Below are 16627 nucleotides of genomic sequence, written 5' to 3' on the forward strand. Positions count from 1 at the left end.
CCGTTATCCCCTGCCGCAGCCATGACCGCGACAGGGGCGAAGGTCAATCCTGTGCACGCAGGATTTGCGCCGGGCGCGCGGCCAGCGGGCGCAGGGCGAAGGCCAGACCGGCCAGCAACGTGGCCAGAATCCCGCCCAGGACGATGGCAACGGCCGAGACAGGCTCGAACACATAGCGCGATTCCAACACGAACTGCATCACCGCCCAGGAGGCCAAGGCCGCAGCCCCCAGCGCGACCAGCCCCGCCGCCGCCCCCATCAGACCGGCGCGCAGCGCGAAGCTGGTCAGGATCTGGCGGCGCGTGGCCCCGAGTGTCTTCATCACGGCGGCCTCGAACACCCGCGCGCGTTCGCCCGCAGCAGCCGCCCCGATCAGCACCACGAAGCCGGTCAGCAGCGTGGCCAGCGCCGCGTAGCTTGTGGCCGTGGCCATGGTGGAGAGCGCTTCGGTCACGCGCTCGGCGGCTTCGCGCACGCGGATCGCGGTGATATTGGGGAACATGTTCGACAGATCGCGCAGGATCGCGCCCTCTGCGGCCTCCAGCGCATAGACCGTGGCGATATGGGTATGCGGGGCCGCGCGGATCGGGTCAGGCGACATGACCATCACAAAGCCGATCCCCCCGGTCGAGAAATCCACCTCGCGCAGATTGGCGATCTCCGCCGTGATATCGCGGCCCAGAAGATTGACCGTCACGGTATCGCCGACACCCAGCCCCAACTCGCCCGCCTGTTCCGCGCCCATGCTGACCAGGGGCGGGCCGGAATAATCCTCGGACCACCAGTCCCCGGCGGTCAGCCGCGTCCCCTCGGGCATGGTCGCGGCATAGCTGATCCCCCGGTCCCCACGCAGCACCCAATGGCCGCGCGCGGGGTGTTCGCGCGCCGGTATGCCGTTCAGTTCAGTTACCACCCCGCGCAGCATGGGCGCCGTGTCCACGCGGTCGACATTCTCATCCTCGGCCAGCCGCGCAAGGAAGCCCTCCAGCTGCGTGTTCTGGATATCGAGGAAGAAATAGCTGGGCGCGCGGTCGGGCAGGTCCATGGCGATGGCGCGGCGCAGGTTGCTGTCGATCTGCCCCACGGCGGCCAGCACGGTCAGCCCCAGCCCCAGCGACAGGATCACCGCTGTTGCCCCTTCGCGCGGGTTGCCGATGGCGCCCATCGCCATGCGCAGGCTGGTGCGCCCGCGCAAAGCCCCGGCCCGCGCCAGTCTGCGCGCCAGGGACCGCACCAGAAGTGCTGCCAGCGCGAGGATCGCCAGCGCCAGCATCACGCCGCCAGCGGTCGCAAAGGCCAGACGCGGGACAGCGGCGAAACTCGCGGCAATGCCCACCAGCCCGGCGACCAGCGCGCCGGTCGTCAGCAGATAGGGCCAGCGCGGCCAGCCCTTCGCGGTCTCTGCAACCCCGCGAAAGATGGTCGCCGCGCGCACATGTTCCGTGCGGGCCAGTGGCCAGAGGGTGAAGATCAGCGCCGTCAGCGCACCATAAAGCGCGGCCTCGATCAGCGCGCGCGGATGCAACCCGATTTCCAGATCGACCGGCACCTGATCGGCGACCAGCGGCGCGACGGCAAAGGGCACAATCGCCCCCAGCGCCAGCCCCAGCACCAGCCCAAGGCCGGTCAGAACCCCGATCTGCATCAGATAGACCGCGAAGATCATGCGGCTTTCCGCGCCGAGTGTTTTCAGCGTGGCAATGACCTTGGTCTTGCCATCCAGATAGGTGCGGACCGCAGCAGAGACACCGACCCCGCCCACCGCAAGCCCCGCCAGCCCCACGAGCACAAGGAAGGACGACACCCGCTCGATCACGTTGCGGATCTGGGGCGCGGCATTGCGGCTGTCGCGCCAGCGCACGCCCGCGCCGTCAAACTCGGCATTGGCAGCGCGGCGGGCGGCATCGAGCGCCTGTCCGGGCAGGAGCAGGCGGTAATTCACCTCATAGAGCGTGCCGGGGCCGAGGAGTTCCGCGCCGTCCAGCGCGTCGCGCAGGACCAGCGTGCGCGGGCCAAAGCCGAAATTCGCGCCCAGCCCGTCAGGTTCGCGGGTCAGATGGGCCGTCAGCCGGAATTCCTGCACGCCAAGGCGGAAAGTATCGCCGATCTGCAGCCCCAGCCGTTCGGCAAGGATACGCTCCATCACGCCGCCGGGCAGGCCGTCGTGCATGGCCAGCGCCTCGGCCAGCGGAATTTCGGGCGCAAGGCCGACCCGGCCCACCAGCGGATAGGCGCTGTCCACGCCCTTGACCTGCGTGACCGACCGCTCGGAGCTCTCGCCCGCGCCCGTCACAGCCATGGACCGGAAATCGACGACTTCCGACACCTCCGCCGCGAAATCGTCGATCCAGGCGCGTTCCTCAGGCGTCGCAAAGCGGTAGGTCATGCGCAGTTCCGCATCCCCGCCCAAGAGCGTTGCCCCTTCGCGCGCAAGCCCGTCATCAATCGCCCCGCGCACCGAGCCCACAGCGGCAATCGCGCCCACGCCCAGCGCCAAGCACGCCAGAAACACCCAGAAGCCCCGCAGCCCGCCGCGCAATTCGCGCCGGGCAATGCGCCATGCAACCGCGCTCATTCGGCGGCCTCGGCCCGCGCAGCACGGTCTTCGCCCGCGATCTGCCCATCGGCCAGACGGATCACCCGGTCACAGCGCGCTGCCAGATCGGGCGCATGTGTCACCAGCACCAGCGTCGCGCCATGCCGGTCGCGCAGACCGAACAGAAGGTCCATGATCGCCTGACCATTGGGGCCGTCCAGATTGCCGGTCGGCTCATCCGCAAGCAGGATCGCCGGACGCGGCGCGGCGGCGCGCGCCAGCGCCACGCGCTGCTGCTCACCGCCGGACATCTGCGCCGGGTAATGGTCCAGCCGGTGGCCAAGACCCACTGCGCGCAATTCTTCCTCGGCGCGCTCGAAGGCGTCCGGCCTGCCTGCCAGTTCCAGCGGCGTCGCGACATTTTCAAGCGCGGTCATCGTCGGAATCAGGTGGAAAGACTGAAACACCACCCCCATATGTTGACGACGAAACCGGGCCAGCGCATCTTCGCCCAGGGTGGTCAGGTCATGGCCCATCGCCGTGACAGCCCCGCCCGTGGCGCGCTCCAGCCCGCCCATAAGCATGAGGAGCGAGGATTTGCCCGACCCGGACGGCCCGACCAGCCCCACAGTCTCGCCTTTTGCGACATCAAGCGTGATATCGCGCAGGATCCTCACTGGCCCGGCATTGCCTTGCAGGGTCAGCCCCACATCTTTCAGTGAGAGAACCATGTCCGTCATTCCAGCTTTCCTCGTTCACCCGTTTCATGTTGCATATGGGGCCGCCCGCGCATTCGGCAACCGCTGCACTGCGGCGCTCACGATATTTACGCTGGGACTTGGTGTTTCCGTCGCGCCCGTCAGCGCCGAAGCGCTGCGACTGGTGGCGCTGGGGGACAGCCTGACCCAAGGCTACGGCCTGCCGACAGAGGACGGTTTCGTGCCGCAACTGGAAGCCTGGTTGCACGAAAACGGGCTGGAGGTCGAGGTGATCAATGCAGGCGTGTCCGGCGACACCACTGCAGGCGGGCTGGCGCGGATGGACTGGACACTCGCAGAGCCGGTCGATGCCATGCTGGTCACACTGGGCGGCAATGATCTCTTGCGCGGTCTCGATCCGGCGGCGAGCCGGGCCAATCTGGAAGCGATCCTCGCGCGGCTGGAGCGCGAGGAGATCCCCGCGATGCTGATCGGCCTGCCCGCACCGGGCAATTACGGGCCCGAGTTCAAGCTCGCCTTCGAGCGGATGTATGTTGATCTTGCAGGCCAGTTCGATGTGCCGATGGTACCGAATTTCATGCAGCCCATGACCGACAAGGCCGATGCCGGGGCCAGTTTCAACGATCTGATGCAGGATGATCATATTCATCCCAATGCGGAAGGGGTGAAACTGATCGTCGAACATCTGGGTCCAGAGGTACTGTCCTTCCTGAAATCGCTGGAGAACGGGACATATTGACCCGTGCCTCCGCCTGAGGTTGTAGCCCCGAAGGCTTCTTGCTAAGGGGGCTAGCGAGTGTTGCAGACTGGTGCCAGGCCCTGATAACGGGGTGCGGCACCCCAGAGCGGGCAGGACAGACATGGCGAGACAGAACTATATTTTCACCTCGGAATCGGTTTCCGAGGGGCACCCTGACAAGGTCTGCGACCGGATTTCGGACGCGGTGCTGGATGCGCTTCTGGGCGAGGAAGAAAACGCCCGCGTCGCCTGCGAGACTTTCGCGACATCTTCGCTGGTGGTGATCGGCGGCGAAGTGGGGCTGTCGGACCCGGAACGGCTGAAGGATTACATGGGCCGCATCCCGCAGATCGCGCGCGATTGCATCAAGGATATCGGCTATGAGCAGGACAAGTTCCATTGGAACACCTGCCATGTGCTGAATTTCCTGCACGAACAATCCGCCCATATTGCCCAAGGCGTGGACCGCGATGGCGCGGGGGATCAGGGGATCATGTTCGGCTATGCGGTGGATGAGACCCCGGATCTGATGCCCGCGCCGATCCAATACGCCCATGCGATCCTGCGCCGTCTGGCCGAGGCGCGCAAATCGGGCGCCGCGCCCAGCCTGCGCCCGGATGCGAAATCGCAGCTCTCGCTGCGCTATGAGGGCGGCAAGCCGGTGGAGGTCACGCAGCTGGTGCTCTCGACCCAGCATGAAAGCGAAGACCAGAGCTCTGACGATATCCGCGCGATTGTGGAACCCTATATCCGCGAAGTCCTGCCTGCGGGCTGGCTGACCGAGAAAACCGAATGGTGGGTCAACCCGACAGGGACTTTCGTCATCGGCGGCCCTGACGGGGATGCGGGCCTGACCGGGCGCAAGATCATCGTCGACACCTATGGCGGGGCCGCCCCGCATGGCGGCGGCGCATTCTCGGGCAAGGATCCGACCAAGGTGGACCGTTCGGCGGCCTATGCGGCGCGGTATCTGGCGAAGAATGTCGTGGCCGCAGGCATGGCGCAGCGCTGCACCTTGCAGATCTCCTATGCCATCGGCGTGGCCAAGCCGCTGTCGATCTATGTCGACACCCATGGCACCGGCGCGGTGGAGGATGAGGCGATCGAGCGCGCCGTGACGCAGGTGATGGATCTGACCCCGCGCGGCATTCGCGAGCATCTGGGGCTGAACCGCCCGATCTATGCGCGCACGGCGGCTTACGGGCATTTCGGGCGCCAGCCAGAGGCGGATGGCGGGTTTTCCTGGGAGAAAACCGATCTGATCGAGGCGCTGAAGAAAGCCGTGTGACGGGCGGATCATCGGCAGCTGTCACGGTCCGGGTGCGTGCCGAGCACGCACCTTACGAAAAGACAGTGCCCGCCAGCTCCGGCGAGCCGCGCAGCAGCTCTTCCGCGCCCATCGCCCGTTTGCCTTCGCGCTGCACGGCGCGCAGCTCCAGCGCCCCTTCTCCGCAGGCCACGGTCAGGCCATGCAAGACCTGCCCCGGTGCGCCCTGCCCCGCCACGGCCCGCGCATCCAGCAGCTTCAGCCGCCCGGAAGGGGTCTCGCACCAGGCGCCGGGGAAGGGCGATAGCCCCCGGATCTGGCGCGCGAGCTCCGCTGCCGGGCGCGTCCAGTCCAGCCGCGCCTCGGATTTGTCGATCTTGGCGGCATAACTCACGCCATTCTCGGGTTGCGGCACCGCCTCAAGCTCGGGCAGACGGGCCAGCGCCTCTCGGATCAGCCGCGCGCCCATCTGCGACAGCCGGTCATGCAGCGCCGCGCTCGTGTCCGCTTCGGTGATGGGCGTCCTCGCGCACAACAGAACCGGCCCGGTATCGAGGCCCGCCTCCATCTGCATGATGCAGACCCCCGTCTCGGCATCGCCTGCCATGATCGCGCGCTGGATCGGCGCGGCCCCGCGCCAGCGCGGCAGCAGCGAGGCATGGATATTCAGGCAGCCCTGGCGCGGCGCGTCCAGCACCGGCTGCGGCAGGATCAGACCATAGGCCACGACGACGGCGACATCCGCAGCGAGTGCTGCAAACCCGGCCTGCGCCTCTGGTGATTTCAGGCTGGCGGGGTGGCGGACGGGCAGACCAAGTGCCTCTGCGCGCTGATGCACTGGCGTTGGACGGGGTTGCTTGCCCCGGCCCGCAGGGCGCGGGGGCTGGGTATAGACGCAGATCACATCATGCGCCGCATGGATCGCCTCCAGCGCCGGGACGGAAAACTCGGGCGTGCCCATGAAGATCACGCGCAGACGGGGTGTAGGGTGCGTCATTGACGCACCTTACGCGCACGCCGCAAGAGCATGTCGCGGCGGGTCTTGCTCAGATGATCGAAATACATCCGCCCGTTCAGATGGTCGATCTGATGCTGAACGCTGGTCGCCCAGAGCCCGACAAAATCGCGCTCTTCCAGCGCGCCCGCGTCATTGAGAAACCGCACCGTCACCGCGCGGGGGCGCTCGATCCGCGCCCAGACACCGGGCAGGTTGGGGCTGGCCTCGTCATGTTCCCGCAGCTTGACGCTTGCATGCAGGATTTCCGGGTTGGCCATGCGCACCGCCTGCCCGCGCAGCTCCGAGGCATCCACGACCGCCAGGCGCAGCATCACCCCGATCTGGGGCGCGGCAAGCCCCACGCCGGGCATGGCCTCCATCGTGTCGATCATGTCGGCCCAGACCGCGCGGACCGCATCGGTGATCCCGGCCACAGGCTCGGCCACCGAGCGCAGCCGGGTGTCGGGCCATGGGATGCAGGGCCGCACGCTCACCCGCGTGCCTGATCGCGCTTCAGCTTCACCATCTTGCGGGTGATCATGCCGCGCTTGATCGCGCCCAGATGGTCGATGAACAGCTTGCCGTTCAGATGGTCCAGCTCATGCTGCGCGCAGGTGGCCCAGAGCCCGTCAAATTCCGCTTCCTGCAGTTTCCCGTCCAGCCCGATCCAGCGCATGGTCACGCTTCTGGGGCGGGTCACTTCGGCATATTGCTCGGGGATGGACAGACAGCCTTCCTCATAGGTGTTCATCTCCTCCGAGGCCGCAATGATCTCGGGATTGATCAGCACCATCGGGCGGGGCTCGGCGCCCTCTTCCTTGACGCAATCCATCACGAACAGGCGTTTGAGCACGCCCACTTGCGGCGCGGCCAGCCCGACGCCGGGCGCGTCATACATGGTTTCCAGCATATCCTCGGCCAGTTTGCCGATTTCGGGCGAAACGCCCTCGATCGGCGCGCAAAGCTTCTTGAGGCGCGGGTCCGGGTGGATCAGGATCGGTTTGATACTCATGATCCGCGATGTAAGCCAAGCCAAAGCGCCGTTCAATGGGCTTTTGGCCTTGCACGCGCGCGCGCCTCGCGTCAGCTTGGGCCGCAAAACGGAGGCAGCGATGAATTTCGATCAGATCATCGAGCGGCGCGGCACAGGCTGCATAAAATGGGACGCGATGGAAGCGCGCTATGGCGTGTCCTCAGAGAACGGGATCGCCATGTGGGTGGCGGATATGGATTTCCGCCCGCCGGAGGCGGTACAGAGCGCGCTGCAGCGGCTCCTTGATCACGGCATCTATGGCTATGGCGGTCTGGATGATGACTACCGTGCCGCGATCTGCTGGTGGATGGCGAACCGTCATGGCTGGAGCGTCGAGCCTGGCCATATCTTCACCACCCATGGGCTGGTCAATGCGGTGGGGCTGTGCCTGCAGACATGGACCGCGCCGGGGGATGGCGTGCTTCTGTTCACGCCGGTCTATCATGCTTTCGCGCGCACCATTGCCGCTGCAGGTCGGCAGGTGGTGGAATCGCCGCTGGTGAACCGCGAGGGGCGCTACGAGATGGATCTCGACGCGGCCAGCGCCCTGATCGACGCGAAAACGCGCATGGTGGTCCTGTGCTCGCCCCACAATCCCGGCGGGCGGGTCTGGAGCGCGCAGGAATTGCGCGCCCTGGCCGAGTTCTGCGCGCGCCATGACCTGCTCCTGATCTCGGACGAGATCCACCATGATCTCCTGATGCCGGGGCAGCGCCATATCCCCATGCCCATCGCCGCGCCCGAGATTGCGGACCGGCTGGTGATGCTGACGGCGGCCTCCAAGACCTTCAATCTGGCAGGCACGCATTGCGGCAATGTCATCATCGCCGATGACCGTCTGCGGCAGCAATTCGCAGGCACGATGGCGGCTTTCGGGATTTCCCCCAATTCCTTCGGCCCTGCGGCGGTGCAGGCCGCCTATTCGCCCGAAGGCGCCGCTTGGGTCGATGCGCTCTGCGCCTATCTCGACGGCAACCGGCAGATCTTCGATGCCGGGATCCATGCCATTCCCGGCCTGCGCTCGATGGAACTGCAATCAACCTATCTGGCATGGGTGGATTTCAGTGGAACAGGCATGACGCCTGCCGAGTTTACCCGTCGTGTGGAACAGGGCGCCGGAATTGCGGCCAATCACGGTCCGACTTTCGGCACCGGGGGCGAGTGCTGGCTGCGATTCAATCTGGGCACGCGGCGCGCTCTGGTCGAAGAGGCGGTGACACGCCTGCAGCGCGCTTTCGGCGATCTGCAATAGCCCGCACAGCCCCTGCGCATCTGCGCATGTTGCCCTGACGGCCTCTCCGCGCCAGATGAAGGGGAACGGAAAAGGAGTTTTGCAATGGGCCAGTTAATTGACGGCGAATGGTCGAAGGAATGGTATGACACAAAAAAGACCGGCGGCGCCTTCAAGCGTGACACGTCGAAATTCCGCAACTGGGTAACGGCGGATGGCAGCGCCGGGCCAAGCGGCGAAGGCGGCTTCAAGGCCGCGGCCGGGCGCTACCATCTCTATGTCTCGCTCGCCTGTCCCTGGGCGCATCGCACGCTGATCTTTCGCGCGCTGAAAGGGCTGGAAGGGCTGATCGATGTCTCGGTCGTGCATCCCGAGATGCTGGATGAAGGCTGGACCTTTGCCACGAATTACGACGGGGCGACAGGCGACAAGCTGCATGGCGCGAGGTTCCTGCGTGAGGTCTATATCCGCGCCGCGCCGAAGGTTTCGGGCCGGGTGACCGTGCCGGTTCTGTGGGACAAAGAGCGCGAGACCATCGTCTCGAACGAATCCGCAGAGATCATCCGCATGTTCAATTCCGCCTTCAACGATCTGACCGGGAACTCGGATGACTATTACCCCGAAAAGCTGCGGGGCGAGATCGATGCGGTGAATGACCGCATCTATACCGAGGTGAATAACGGCGTCTACAAGGCCGGTTTCGCTACCACGCAGGATGCCTATGATAAGGCTGTGGCGCCCTTGTTTGACGCGCTCGACTGGCTGGAGGGGCGGCTGGAAGGTCAGCGCTATCTGGTCGCGGACCGGCTGACCGAGGCGGACTGGCGGTTGTTCACAACGCTGGTGCGCTTCGACAGCGTTTATCATCTGCATTTCAAGTGCAACCGCCGCCGGATCGTGGATTACCCCGCACTCTGGGCTTATACGCGCGATCTCTATCAACATCCGGGTGTGGCGGGCACGGTCAATCTGGACCATATCGTGCGGCATTATCATTACAGCCATGACACGATTAACCCCAACCGGATCATCCCGATCAACCCGGTGCTGGATTTCACCGCACCGCATGGGCGCGAGGCGCTCTGAGCCGCGCGCCCTGCCCTCCTCACGCAAAAGCGATTCCCCATGTGCCGCGCTTGCGGTAACGTGCCGGAAAATCATTGTGATGAGGGCAGTATGCGTATCCTTTCCGTTCTGGCGACAGGTCTTTTCCTCGGGCTCGGCACTGCGGCCAGCGCCCAGAGCTGCGGCGGCAATTTCGGCTCATTCGTCGAAGGGCTGAAATCCGAGGCCGTCCAGCGTGGCTATGACCGGGCGCTGGTGGATGGTTTCTTCCGCGGCGTGCAGTTCGATCAATCGGTGATCAATGCCGACCGGCGTCAGGGCATCTTTCAGCGCCCCTTCCTCGATTTCTCGCGCGCGCTGATCTCGCAGAACCGGATGAATGCGGGGCGCGCAAATTACGACCGCCATCGCGCGATCTTTGACCGGGCGCAGTCACAGTTCGGCGTGCCGCCCGGCATCCTGCTGGCCTTCTGGGCGTTCGAAACCGATTTCGGGGCCAATCAGGGCGATTTCAACACGGTGAATGCGCTGGTCACTCTGGCGCATGACTGCCGCCGTCCGTCGCTCTTCCGCCCGCAGGTCTTTGCGGCGCTGGAAATGCACCGGCGCGGTGATCTGGACCCGCGCACCATGCAGGGCGCATGGGCGGGCGAGATCGGGATGGTGCAGAAACTGCCCTCCGACATCATCAACCACGCCGTCGATGGCGATGGCGACGGGCGCATTGACCTGCGCCGGTCCATCCCGGATTCGATCATGTCCGGGGCCTCGATGCTGCGCGCCAAGGGCTGGCGGGCGAATGAGCCATGGATGCACGAGGTCGCGCTGCCGCAAGGGTTTGATCTGCGCCAGTCCGGGCTGCGCACCCAGCGCTCTGTCAGTGACTGGGCGCAAATGGGCATCCGCCCCACCCATGGCAATCTGCCCTCGGGCAATCTGCAGGCCTCGATCATCCTGCCGCAGGGGCATCGCGGTCCGGCCTTCATGGTGTTCCACAATTATCGCGTGCTGTTTGAATGGAACCAGAGCTTCATCTATGTGACCACCGCCGCCTATTTTGCGACCCGGCTGCAGGGCGCACCGGTCTATCAGGCGGGCAGTCCTGACACCGGGCTCAATCAGGACCAGATGCGCCAGTTGCAGCAACGCCTGACCCAGCGCGGCTTCGATGTGGGGGCGGTTGACGGCATCCTCGGCGCCAATACCCGCGCCGCCGTGCAGGACGTTCAGGCCCAGCTTGGCCTGCCCGCCGATGGCTGGCCCACCCCGCAGCTTTTGCGGATGCTCTGAGGAAAACCGCCTGCAAGGCTGTTTTTTCTTGGTTTCAGACGGTTTTTCTTCCACTCTGCGGTCATGCGCGACCAGCGCATGACAATTATGTGCGTAACAAGGGACTGGGAGAGAACGATGGGACGTCGTGACGAACTGATTGAACGCTATGCAAGTGACCTGCGCGAGAAATGCGGGGTCGAGCCGGATATGGCGCTTCTGACGAAAGTAACAATCGGCTGTGGCCCGTCGATCTATGACGCTGATGCGGCCACGGTCGCGGCGACCCAGCAGCATGAGTTGGACACTGTGCGCCGCAGCTTTCTGATGAAGAAGCTTGGCCTGCCGGATGGCCAGGATCTGCACGACGCCATTGACGCGGTAATCGAGCAATATGGCCGCTCCGAGCGCAACAAATACCGCGCGGTGGTCTATTACCTGCTGACCAAGCGTTTCGGCAAGGAAAGTGTCTACGGCTGAACCCGCCGGAACGCTAAAATGCAACCTTTCTTTCCGTTGCCAGCGCGACAGCGGTCTGAGATCATGAGGCATCTGGTCAGGACGACCGGCGCTTTGATTCTTCCCGTGACGTGAAGGGCACGTGGGTGAGTGGGGGGCCGGTCATGCCGGTCCCCGTTTTTTTCGAGCACATCCCGACGAAGGCCCGCAGCAAAGCATGCTCCCGCTTGCACTTGCACCCTCAGCCGCTTAGGCAGGACAGATTCCCGCCCCGATCTCAGGCCCCTGTCATGTATCTGCCCGAACATTTCGCAGAAACCGATGCAACACGCATTTCCGAGGTGATTGCCGCGGCACCGCTGGCCTGTATCGTCGCGCAGACCGCCAGCGGGCTTCTCGCCAATCATATCCCGCTTCTGTCCAAGCCCGATGGCAGCCTGATCGGGCATGTCGCCAAGGCCAATGACATGCACCAGACCATTGCGGACGGGCAAGAGGTGCTGGCGATCTTCACCAGCATGGATGCCTATGTCTCGCCCAATTTCTACCCCAGCAAGCAAGAACATCACCGCCATGTGCCGACATGGAATTACGTCACGGTGCATGTGCATGGCACGATCCGGTTTCAGCATGACCGGCAGGCCAAACATGCGGTGGTGGGGCTTCTGACGCGACTGCATGAACGCCGGGTCAATGGCGATGCGGGCTGGAAGATGGGCGATGCGCCCGCCGATTACATGGCCACCATGCTGGAAAACATCGTCGCCTTCCGCATCACGCCCACCCGGATCGAGGCCAAGTCGAAGCTCAGTCAGAATCGCGAGGCGCGCGATTATGACGGGGCCATCAAAGGCTTGCGGGCATCCGGGGCGCACCGGATCGCAGATGAGATGGCCCGGAGGGCTGACGGGGATCTGCCCTCTGAATGACTTGGCGCAAGCTGGCGCTTGAAACCCGGCGCTGCAGCGCACAAATTGGACGCAAGGCGCCAAACGCATGGCGCAGATGAAAGGATGAAGTGCATGTCGCAGACACTCTCTTACCCGGTCCTGCCGCTGCGCGATATGGTCGTGTTTCCGCATATGATCGTGCCGCTCTTTGTCGGGCGCGAAAAATCGGTCCGCGCGCTGGAAGCGGTGATGGCAGAGGATCGCCAGATCCTGCTCGTCTCGCAAAAGGACCACACTCAGGAAAACCCCGAAACGGATGATATTTTCCGCGTCGGTGTGTTGGCGAATGTCCTGCAGCTTCTGAAACTGCCCGACGGCACAGTGAAAGTGCTGGTCGAAGGGCGCACGCGGGTCCGGCTGACAGAGTTTGTCGGCAATGAGGAGTATTTCGAAGCCGAAGCCACCGAACTGCCGGATCTTTCCGGCGACGAGGCTGCCGTCACCGCCCTGATGCGTACGGTTCAGGGCGAGTTCGAGCGCTATGCCAAGGTGCGCAAGAACATCCCGGATGAGGCCATCGGCGCCATCGCGGAGGCCACGAATGCCTCCGAGCTTGCGCATCTGGCGGCGGGTCATCTGGGGGCAACGGTCGCCCAGAAACAGAAGCTGCTGGAAACCGATGACACGGCCCAGCGTCTGGAAGAGATCTATACGCTGATGCAGGGCGAATTGTCGGTCCTGCAGGTCGAGCGCAAGATCAAGACGCGCGTGAAATCCCAGATGGAGCGCACCCAGCGCGAGTATTATCTGAATGAGCAGATGAAGGCCATTCAGAAGGAACTTGGTGACGGCGAGGAAGGCCAGAACGAAGTCGCGGAACTGGAGAACCGGATCAAGGCCACGAAATTCAGCAAGGAAGCCCGTGAAAAGGCCGAAGCCGAGCTGAAGAAGCTGAAATCCATGTCGCCCATGTCGGCGGAAGCGACCGTCGTGCGCAACTATCTGGACTGGATGCTGGCGATCCCCTGGGGCGTGAAATCGCGGGTGAAGAAGGATCTGGGCCGCGCGCAGGAAATCCTCGATGCCGACCATTACAGCCTCGACAAGGTGAAGGAACGCATCGTCGAATATCTGGCGGTACAGGCCCGCAGCGCCAAGCTGAAAGGCCCGATCATGTGCCTTGTCGGCCCTCCGGGCGTGGGCAAGACCAGCCTTGGCCGCTCGGTCGCCAAGGCCACCGGGCGCGAATTCATCCGCATCTCGCTTGGCGGCGTGCGCGACGAATCCGAAATCCGGGGCCACCGGCGCACCTATATCGGTTCGATGCCCGGCAAGATCATTCAGGCGCTGAAAAAGGCCAAGACCACCAACCCGCTGATCCTGCTCGATGAGATTGACAAGATGGGGCAGGATTTCCGCGGCGACCCGGCCTCGGCCATGTTGGAGGTGCTGGATCCCGAACAGAACGCGACCTTTGTCGATCACTATCTGGAAGTGGAATATGACCTCTCGAATGTCATGTTCCTGACCACGGCCAACAGCTATAACATGCCGGGGCCGCTTCTGGACCGGATGGAGATCATCCCGCTTTCGGGCTATACCGAAGACGAGAAGCTGGAAATCGCGCGGCGCCATCTGCTGCCGAAATCGATCAAGAATCACGGGCTGCGCAAGGGCGAATTGAGTATCGCAGACAGTGGGATCACCGAAATCCTGCGCCGCTACACGCGCGAAGCAGGCGTGCGCAACCTTGAGCGCGAATTGAATAAGATCGCGCGCAAGGCGGTAACGAAGATCGTCAAGAAGGATACCGAAAGCGTCTCGGTGACGGCAGAAAACCTGTCCGATTTCCTGGGTGTGCCGCGCTTCAAATTCGGTCTGGCCGAGAAGGAAGATCAGGTCGGCGTGGTGACGGGTCTGGCTTGGACCAGCGTGGGCGGCGATCTGCTGCAGATCGAGGCGCTGAAACTGGCGGGCAAGGGCCGGATGAAGACCACCGGCAAGCTGGGCGATGTGATGAAGGAATCCATCGACGCGGCAAGTTCCTTCGTGCGGTCTATCGCCCCGCAGATCGGGGTGACGCCGCCCAAATTCGACGCATGGGACATTCACGTCCATGTGCCGGAAGGGGCGACGCCGAAAGACGGGCCGAGTGCCGGCATCGCGATGGTCACCTCCATCGTGTCGGTGCTGACGCAAATTCCGGTGCGCAAGGATATCGCCATGACCGGCGAAGTCACCCTGCGCGGCAATGTTCTGGCCATCGGGGGCCTGAAGGAGAAACTGCTCGCAGCGCTCCGCGGCGGCATTACGACAGTTCTTATCCCCGAAGAAAACGCCAAAGATCTGCCCGAGATCCCGGATAATGTGAAACAGGGTCTGACGATCATCCCCGTCAGCCATGTACGCGAGGTTCTGAAACACGCACTGGTGCGCGCGCCAGAGCCGGTTGAATGGGACGATGTGGCGGAAGAAGCCGCGCGTCTGGCGCGTCTGGCCGGCAAAACGGCCCCGGAAACATCGCGCCCGGCGCATTGACAGGATACCCGCGCCGGAAGCCCCCTGCTTTCGGCGCGGCTTGCGTGCGATTTTGCGCAAGAAGGGCTTGCGCGGCCCGGATGCGCAGAGTAGAGAGCAGCGCGTGGGGCGATTAGCTCAGCGGTAGAGCGCTTCGTTCACATCGAAGATGTCAGCGGTTCAAATCCGTTATCGCCCACCATTCTTTCCATTCCGACGCAACATATCTGGCGCGCGCTTTCCCAAAGGGGTAAGGACGCGCAACTATCGCGCTTGCAATCCCAACGGTGTGTCATGACGGAATCGACTGCACGAAACGCAGGGCTATGGCAGCTGGTTCTGGTGCTCTGGGGTACGAAATATCCGATTGCAGAGGTCAATCACCTGATCGCAACGGTCCGCGCCAGAACCTCTCCATGCCCGGCGCGTATCCTGCTTCTGACCGACAGACCACGCGAAGGTCTGGCCGCTGACGCCGAACAGCGCGCGATACCGGAATTCTACCTGCGCCCGGAATTTCTGACCGGCGGTTGCCAGGCAAAACTCTGCATATTCGAGGCAGGGCTGGTCCCTGACGATATGCCGACGCTGTTTCTGGATATCGACACGGTGGTTTTCGGCAATGTTGCGCAGCTTCTGGACCTGATGCACAGCCAAAAGACGGTCGCCATTTTCCAAAGCGCCATCCTGCCTTTCGGGGCGATTGCCCGGATGGTCCATCGTGCAACCAATGGGCGGAAATATGCCCGCGGCAATTCCTCGATTGTTGTCTATCATCCTGCCGCCTGCGGCCATATTGCAGCCCGGTTCCGCGAGATGGTTGCGGCGCATGGGCCGAACGGGCGTCGCCCCATGATCGCCGATGAACGCTTCCTGAGTTGGGTCAATCAGCCGCATATGCGCGCCATTCCGCGTCGCATGGCGGTAAAACTGCCCACAGAGATCATGCTCCCATGGCGCTGGCTGATCTATCTGCGCGGTGCGATGCCTTGGGTGCATCGCCGCTGGTCCCGGTTGCTGGCCATCACCCTGCCCGGCGCAGAGGTGAAGGGCGAGGCGCTTCTTGCCCTGCGTGACGGGGCCGAAATCGTGGATCGCAAAGGCCGCCGACTGATCTGGTCAAAGCGGGCCATCGGGCCGTTGAAAGCCATGCTGGAAGGCTATTACCATGACATGCAAAACCGGAAGGAAGGCATATGATCCTGGGTCATATCGGTGCGCGGGGCGGCTCCAAAGGCGTGCCGGGCAAGAATTTCCGCGATCTCTGCGGCAAACCCCTGATCGACTGGTCATTGGATCAGTTGCTGGAAAACCCTCGGATAGATGCGGTCGTCGTCTCGACCGATGACCCGCAGATCTACGCCCATGCGGTGGCGCGCGGCGCGCTGGAGATCGGGTTGCGCCCGGCGGAACTGGCCACCGATGCCGCGCCAAAATGGGGTGTCTGGCAACACGCGCTGGAAGCGGCAGAGGCCGTGACCGGTCGGCAGGCCACAGCTTTCGTCGATCTTGACTGCACCTTTCCCCTGCGTCTGGCAGAGGATCTGGATGCCGCCCTTGACAGGTTCCAGGACGCGCGCCCGGATATGCTGATGACGGTCTGCGAGGCCGAAACCAACCCCTATTTCAACCTGCTCGAAACCGATGACTCCGGCGCTCTGCGCGTCTGCAAACCCTTGCCGGGCGGCGTCTGGGCACGGCAGGCCGCCCCGAAGGTCTGGGAACACGCAGGCACCTATATCCTGCAGCCCGATTATCTGCGGCGCGCGCGCACGCTCTATGAGGGGCGGGTGATCCCGCTGGAGCGGCCTGCAGAACGCGCCATCGATATCGACACACCGCTCGATTTCCGTCTGGTCGAATGGCTGATGCAGGACCGCCTCGCCGCCAGCGCATCAGACTGAC

15 protein-coding genes and 1 tRNA gene are annotated in these 16627 nt (G+C 63.9%); 11 read left to right on the plus strand and 5 right to left on the minus strand.

Annotation, left to right across the window (positions count from 1 at the left end; translation table 11 throughout):
* Positions 1-43: 43 nt before the first annotated feature.
* Together BG457_RS04540 and BG457_RS04545 are read right to left on the minus strand one after the other, a co-directional pair.
* Complete coding sequence (locus BG457_RS04540; RefSeq protein WP_071795791.1) at positions 44-2575, minus strand: ABC transporter permease; 2532 nt, start codon at positions 2573-2575, stop codon at positions 44-46.
* Entirely contained in the window at positions 2572-3276 is a 705-nt protein-coding gene (locus tag BG457_RS04545; protein WP_071795792.1) for an ABC transporter ATP-binding protein, read from the minus strand. Before BG457_RS04545 ends, BG457_RS04540 begins: the two co-directional genes overlap by 4 nt.
* Between BG457_RS04545 and BG457_RS04550 the strand changes: the two genes are divergently transcribed.
* Entirely contained in the window at positions 3266-3994 is a 729-nt protein-coding gene (locus tag BG457_RS04550; protein WP_084657462.1) for an arylesterase, read from the plus strand. The genes BG457_RS04545 and BG457_RS04550 overlap by 11 nt on opposite strands.
* A 121-nt stretch (positions 3995-4115) precedes the next feature.
* Positions 4116-5282: a methionine adenosyltransferase gene (gene metK, locus BG457_RS04555; protein ID WP_071795793.1), complete on the plus strand. Its 1167-nt coding sequence runs from the start codon at positions 4116-4118 to the stop codon at positions 5280-5282.
* Positions 5283-5334: 52 nt separating this feature from the next.
* Here metK and fmt read toward each other — a convergent pair whose 3' ends face one another.
* Genes fmt through def (BG457_RS04570) form a run of 3 tightly spaced genes read right to left on the minus strand, consistent with a single transcriptional unit; the run spans position 5335 to position 7270 of the window.
* Complete coding sequence (gene fmt / locus BG457_RS04560) at positions 5335-6237, minus strand: methionyl-tRNA formyltransferase (RefSeq protein WP_071796061.1); 903 nt, start codon at positions 6235-6237, stop codon at positions 5335-5337.
* Between the two features lie 17 nt (positions 6238-6254).
* The gene (def, locus tag BG457_RS04565; protein ID WP_071795794.1) at positions 6255-6752 is read right to left on the minus strand and encodes a peptide deformylase; all 498 of its coding nucleotides are present in this window, start codon (positions 6750-6752) and stop codon (positions 6255-6257) included.
* Positions 6749-7270, minus strand: coding sequence for a peptide deformylase (def, locus tag BG457_RS04570; RefSeq protein WP_071795795.1), 522 nt, complete (start codon positions 7268-7270; stop codon positions 6749-6751). Before def (BG457_RS04570) ends, def (BG457_RS04565) begins: the two co-directional genes overlap by 4 nt.
* A 100-nt stretch (positions 7271-7370) precedes the next feature.
* Here def (BG457_RS04570) and BG457_RS04575 point away from each other — a divergent pair, with 100 nt between their 5' ends.
* The 9 genes from BG457_RS04575 to BG457_RS04615 all read left to right on the plus strand — a co-directional run bounded on the left by BG457_RS04575 (position 7371) and on the right by BG457_RS04615 (position 16626).
* Complete coding sequence (locus BG457_RS04575) at positions 7371-8543, plus strand: MalY/PatB family protein (RefSeq protein ID WP_071796062.1); 1173 nt, start codon at positions 7371-7373, stop codon at positions 8541-8543.
* 84 nt (positions 8544-8627) lie between these two features.
* On the plus strand, positions 8628-9608 hold the full coding sequence (locus BG457_RS04580) for a glutathione S-transferase family protein (protein WP_071795796.1): 981 nt from the start codon (positions 8628-8630) through the stop codon (positions 9606-9608).
* 90 nt (positions 9609-9698) lie between these two features.
* The gene (locus BG457_RS04585) at positions 9699-10877 is read left to right on the plus strand and encodes a lytic murein transglycosylase (RefSeq protein WP_071795797.1); all 1179 of its coding nucleotides are present in this window, start codon (positions 9699-9701) and stop codon (positions 10875-10877) included.
* 117 nt (positions 10878-10994) lie between these two features.
* Entirely contained in the window at positions 10995-11336 is a 342-nt protein-coding gene (locus tag BG457_RS04590) for a DUF2853 family protein (RefSeq protein WP_071795798.1), read from the plus strand.
* 269 nt (positions 11337-11605) lie between these two features.
* Positions 11606-12244: an FMN-binding negative transcriptional regulator gene (locus BG457_RS04595; RefSeq protein ID WP_071795799.1), complete on the plus strand. Its 639-nt coding sequence runs from the start codon at positions 11606-11608 to the stop codon at positions 12242-12244.
* Positions 12245-12337: 93 nt separating this feature from the next.
* Entirely contained in the window at positions 12338-14743 is a 2406-nt protein-coding gene (gene lon, locus BG457_RS04600) for an endopeptidase La (RefSeq protein WP_071795800.1), read from the plus strand.
* A 106-nt stretch (positions 14744-14849) separates the two neighbouring features.
* Positions 14850-14924, plus strand: a tRNA-Val gene (locus BG457_RS04605).
* Between the two features lie 92 nt (positions 14925-15016).
* A complete protein-coding gene (locus BG457_RS04610; protein WP_071795801.1) occupies positions 15017-15922 on the plus strand; it encodes a hypothetical protein in 906 nt (301 codons plus the stop codon).
* A complete protein-coding gene (locus BG457_RS04615) occupies positions 15919-16626 on the plus strand; it encodes an acylneuraminate cytidylyltransferase family protein (RefSeq protein WP_071795802.1) in 708 nt (235 codons plus the stop codon). The genes BG457_RS04610 and BG457_RS04615 overlap by 4 nt, the downstream gene beginning before the upstream one ends.
* The last annotated feature ends 1 nt before the right edge of the window (position 16627 follow it).

Origin of the sequence: Natronohydrobacter thiooxidans, from assembly GCF_001884735.1 — a bacterium.
Lineage (GTDB): Bacteria > Pseudomonadota > Alphaproteobacteria > Rhodobacterales > Rhodobacteraceae > Roseinatronobacter > Roseinatronobacter thiooxidans_A.

Excerpts from the sequence above, each read along its gene's own strand:
- BG457_RS04615 (WP_071795802.1), top strand. The coding sequence starts at position 15,919 with ATGATCCTGGGTCATATCGGTGCGCGGGGCGGCTCCAAAGGCGTGCCG.
- lon (WP_071795800.1), top strand. The coding sequence starts at position 12,338 with ATGTCGCAGACACTCTCTTACCCGGTCCTGCCGCTGCGCGATATGGTC.
- BG457_RS04595 (WP_071795799.1), top strand. The coding sequence starts at position 11,606 with ATGTATCTGCCCGAACATTTCGCAGAAACCGATGCAACACGCATTTCC.
- BG457_RS04590 (WP_071795798.1), top strand. The coding sequence starts at position 10,995 with ATGGGACGTCGTGACGAACTGATTGAACGCTATGCAAGTGACCTGCGC.
- BG457_RS04545 (WP_071795792.1), bottom strand. The coding sequence starts at position 3,276 with ATGACGGACATGGTTCTCTCACTGAAAGATGTGGGGCTGACCCTGCAA.
- BG457_RS04575 (WP_071796062.1), top strand. The coding sequence starts at position 7,371 with ATGAATTTCGATCAGATCATCGAGCGGCGCGGCACAGGCTGCATAAAA.
- def (WP_071795795.1), bottom strand. The coding sequence starts at position 7,270 with ATGAGTATCAAACCGATCCTGATCCACCCGGACCCGCGCCTCAAGAAG.
- BG457_RS04585 (WP_071795797.1), top strand. The coding sequence starts at position 9,699 with ATGCGTATCCTTTCCGTTCTGGCGACAGGTCTTTTCCTCGGGCTCGGC.
- metK (WP_071795793.1), top strand. The coding sequence starts at position 4,116 with ATGGCGAGACAGAACTATATTTTCACCTCGGAATCGGTTTCCGAGGGG.
- BG457_RS04580 (WP_071795796.1), top strand. The coding sequence starts at position 8,628 with ATGGGCCAGTTAATTGACGGCGAATGGTCGAAGGAATGGTATGACACA.
- BG457_RS04550 (WP_084657462.1), top strand. The coding sequence starts at position 3,266 with ATGTCCGTCATTCCAGCTTTCCTCGTTCACCCGTTTCATGTTGCATAT.
- BG457_RS04540 (WP_071795791.1), bottom strand. The coding sequence starts at position 2,575 with ATGAGCGCGGTTGCATGGCGCATTGCCCGGCGCGAATTGCGCGGCGGG.
- BG457_RS04610 (WP_071795801.1), top strand. The coding sequence starts at position 15,017 with ATGACGGAATCGACTGCACGAAACGCAGGGCTATGGCAGCTGGTTCTG.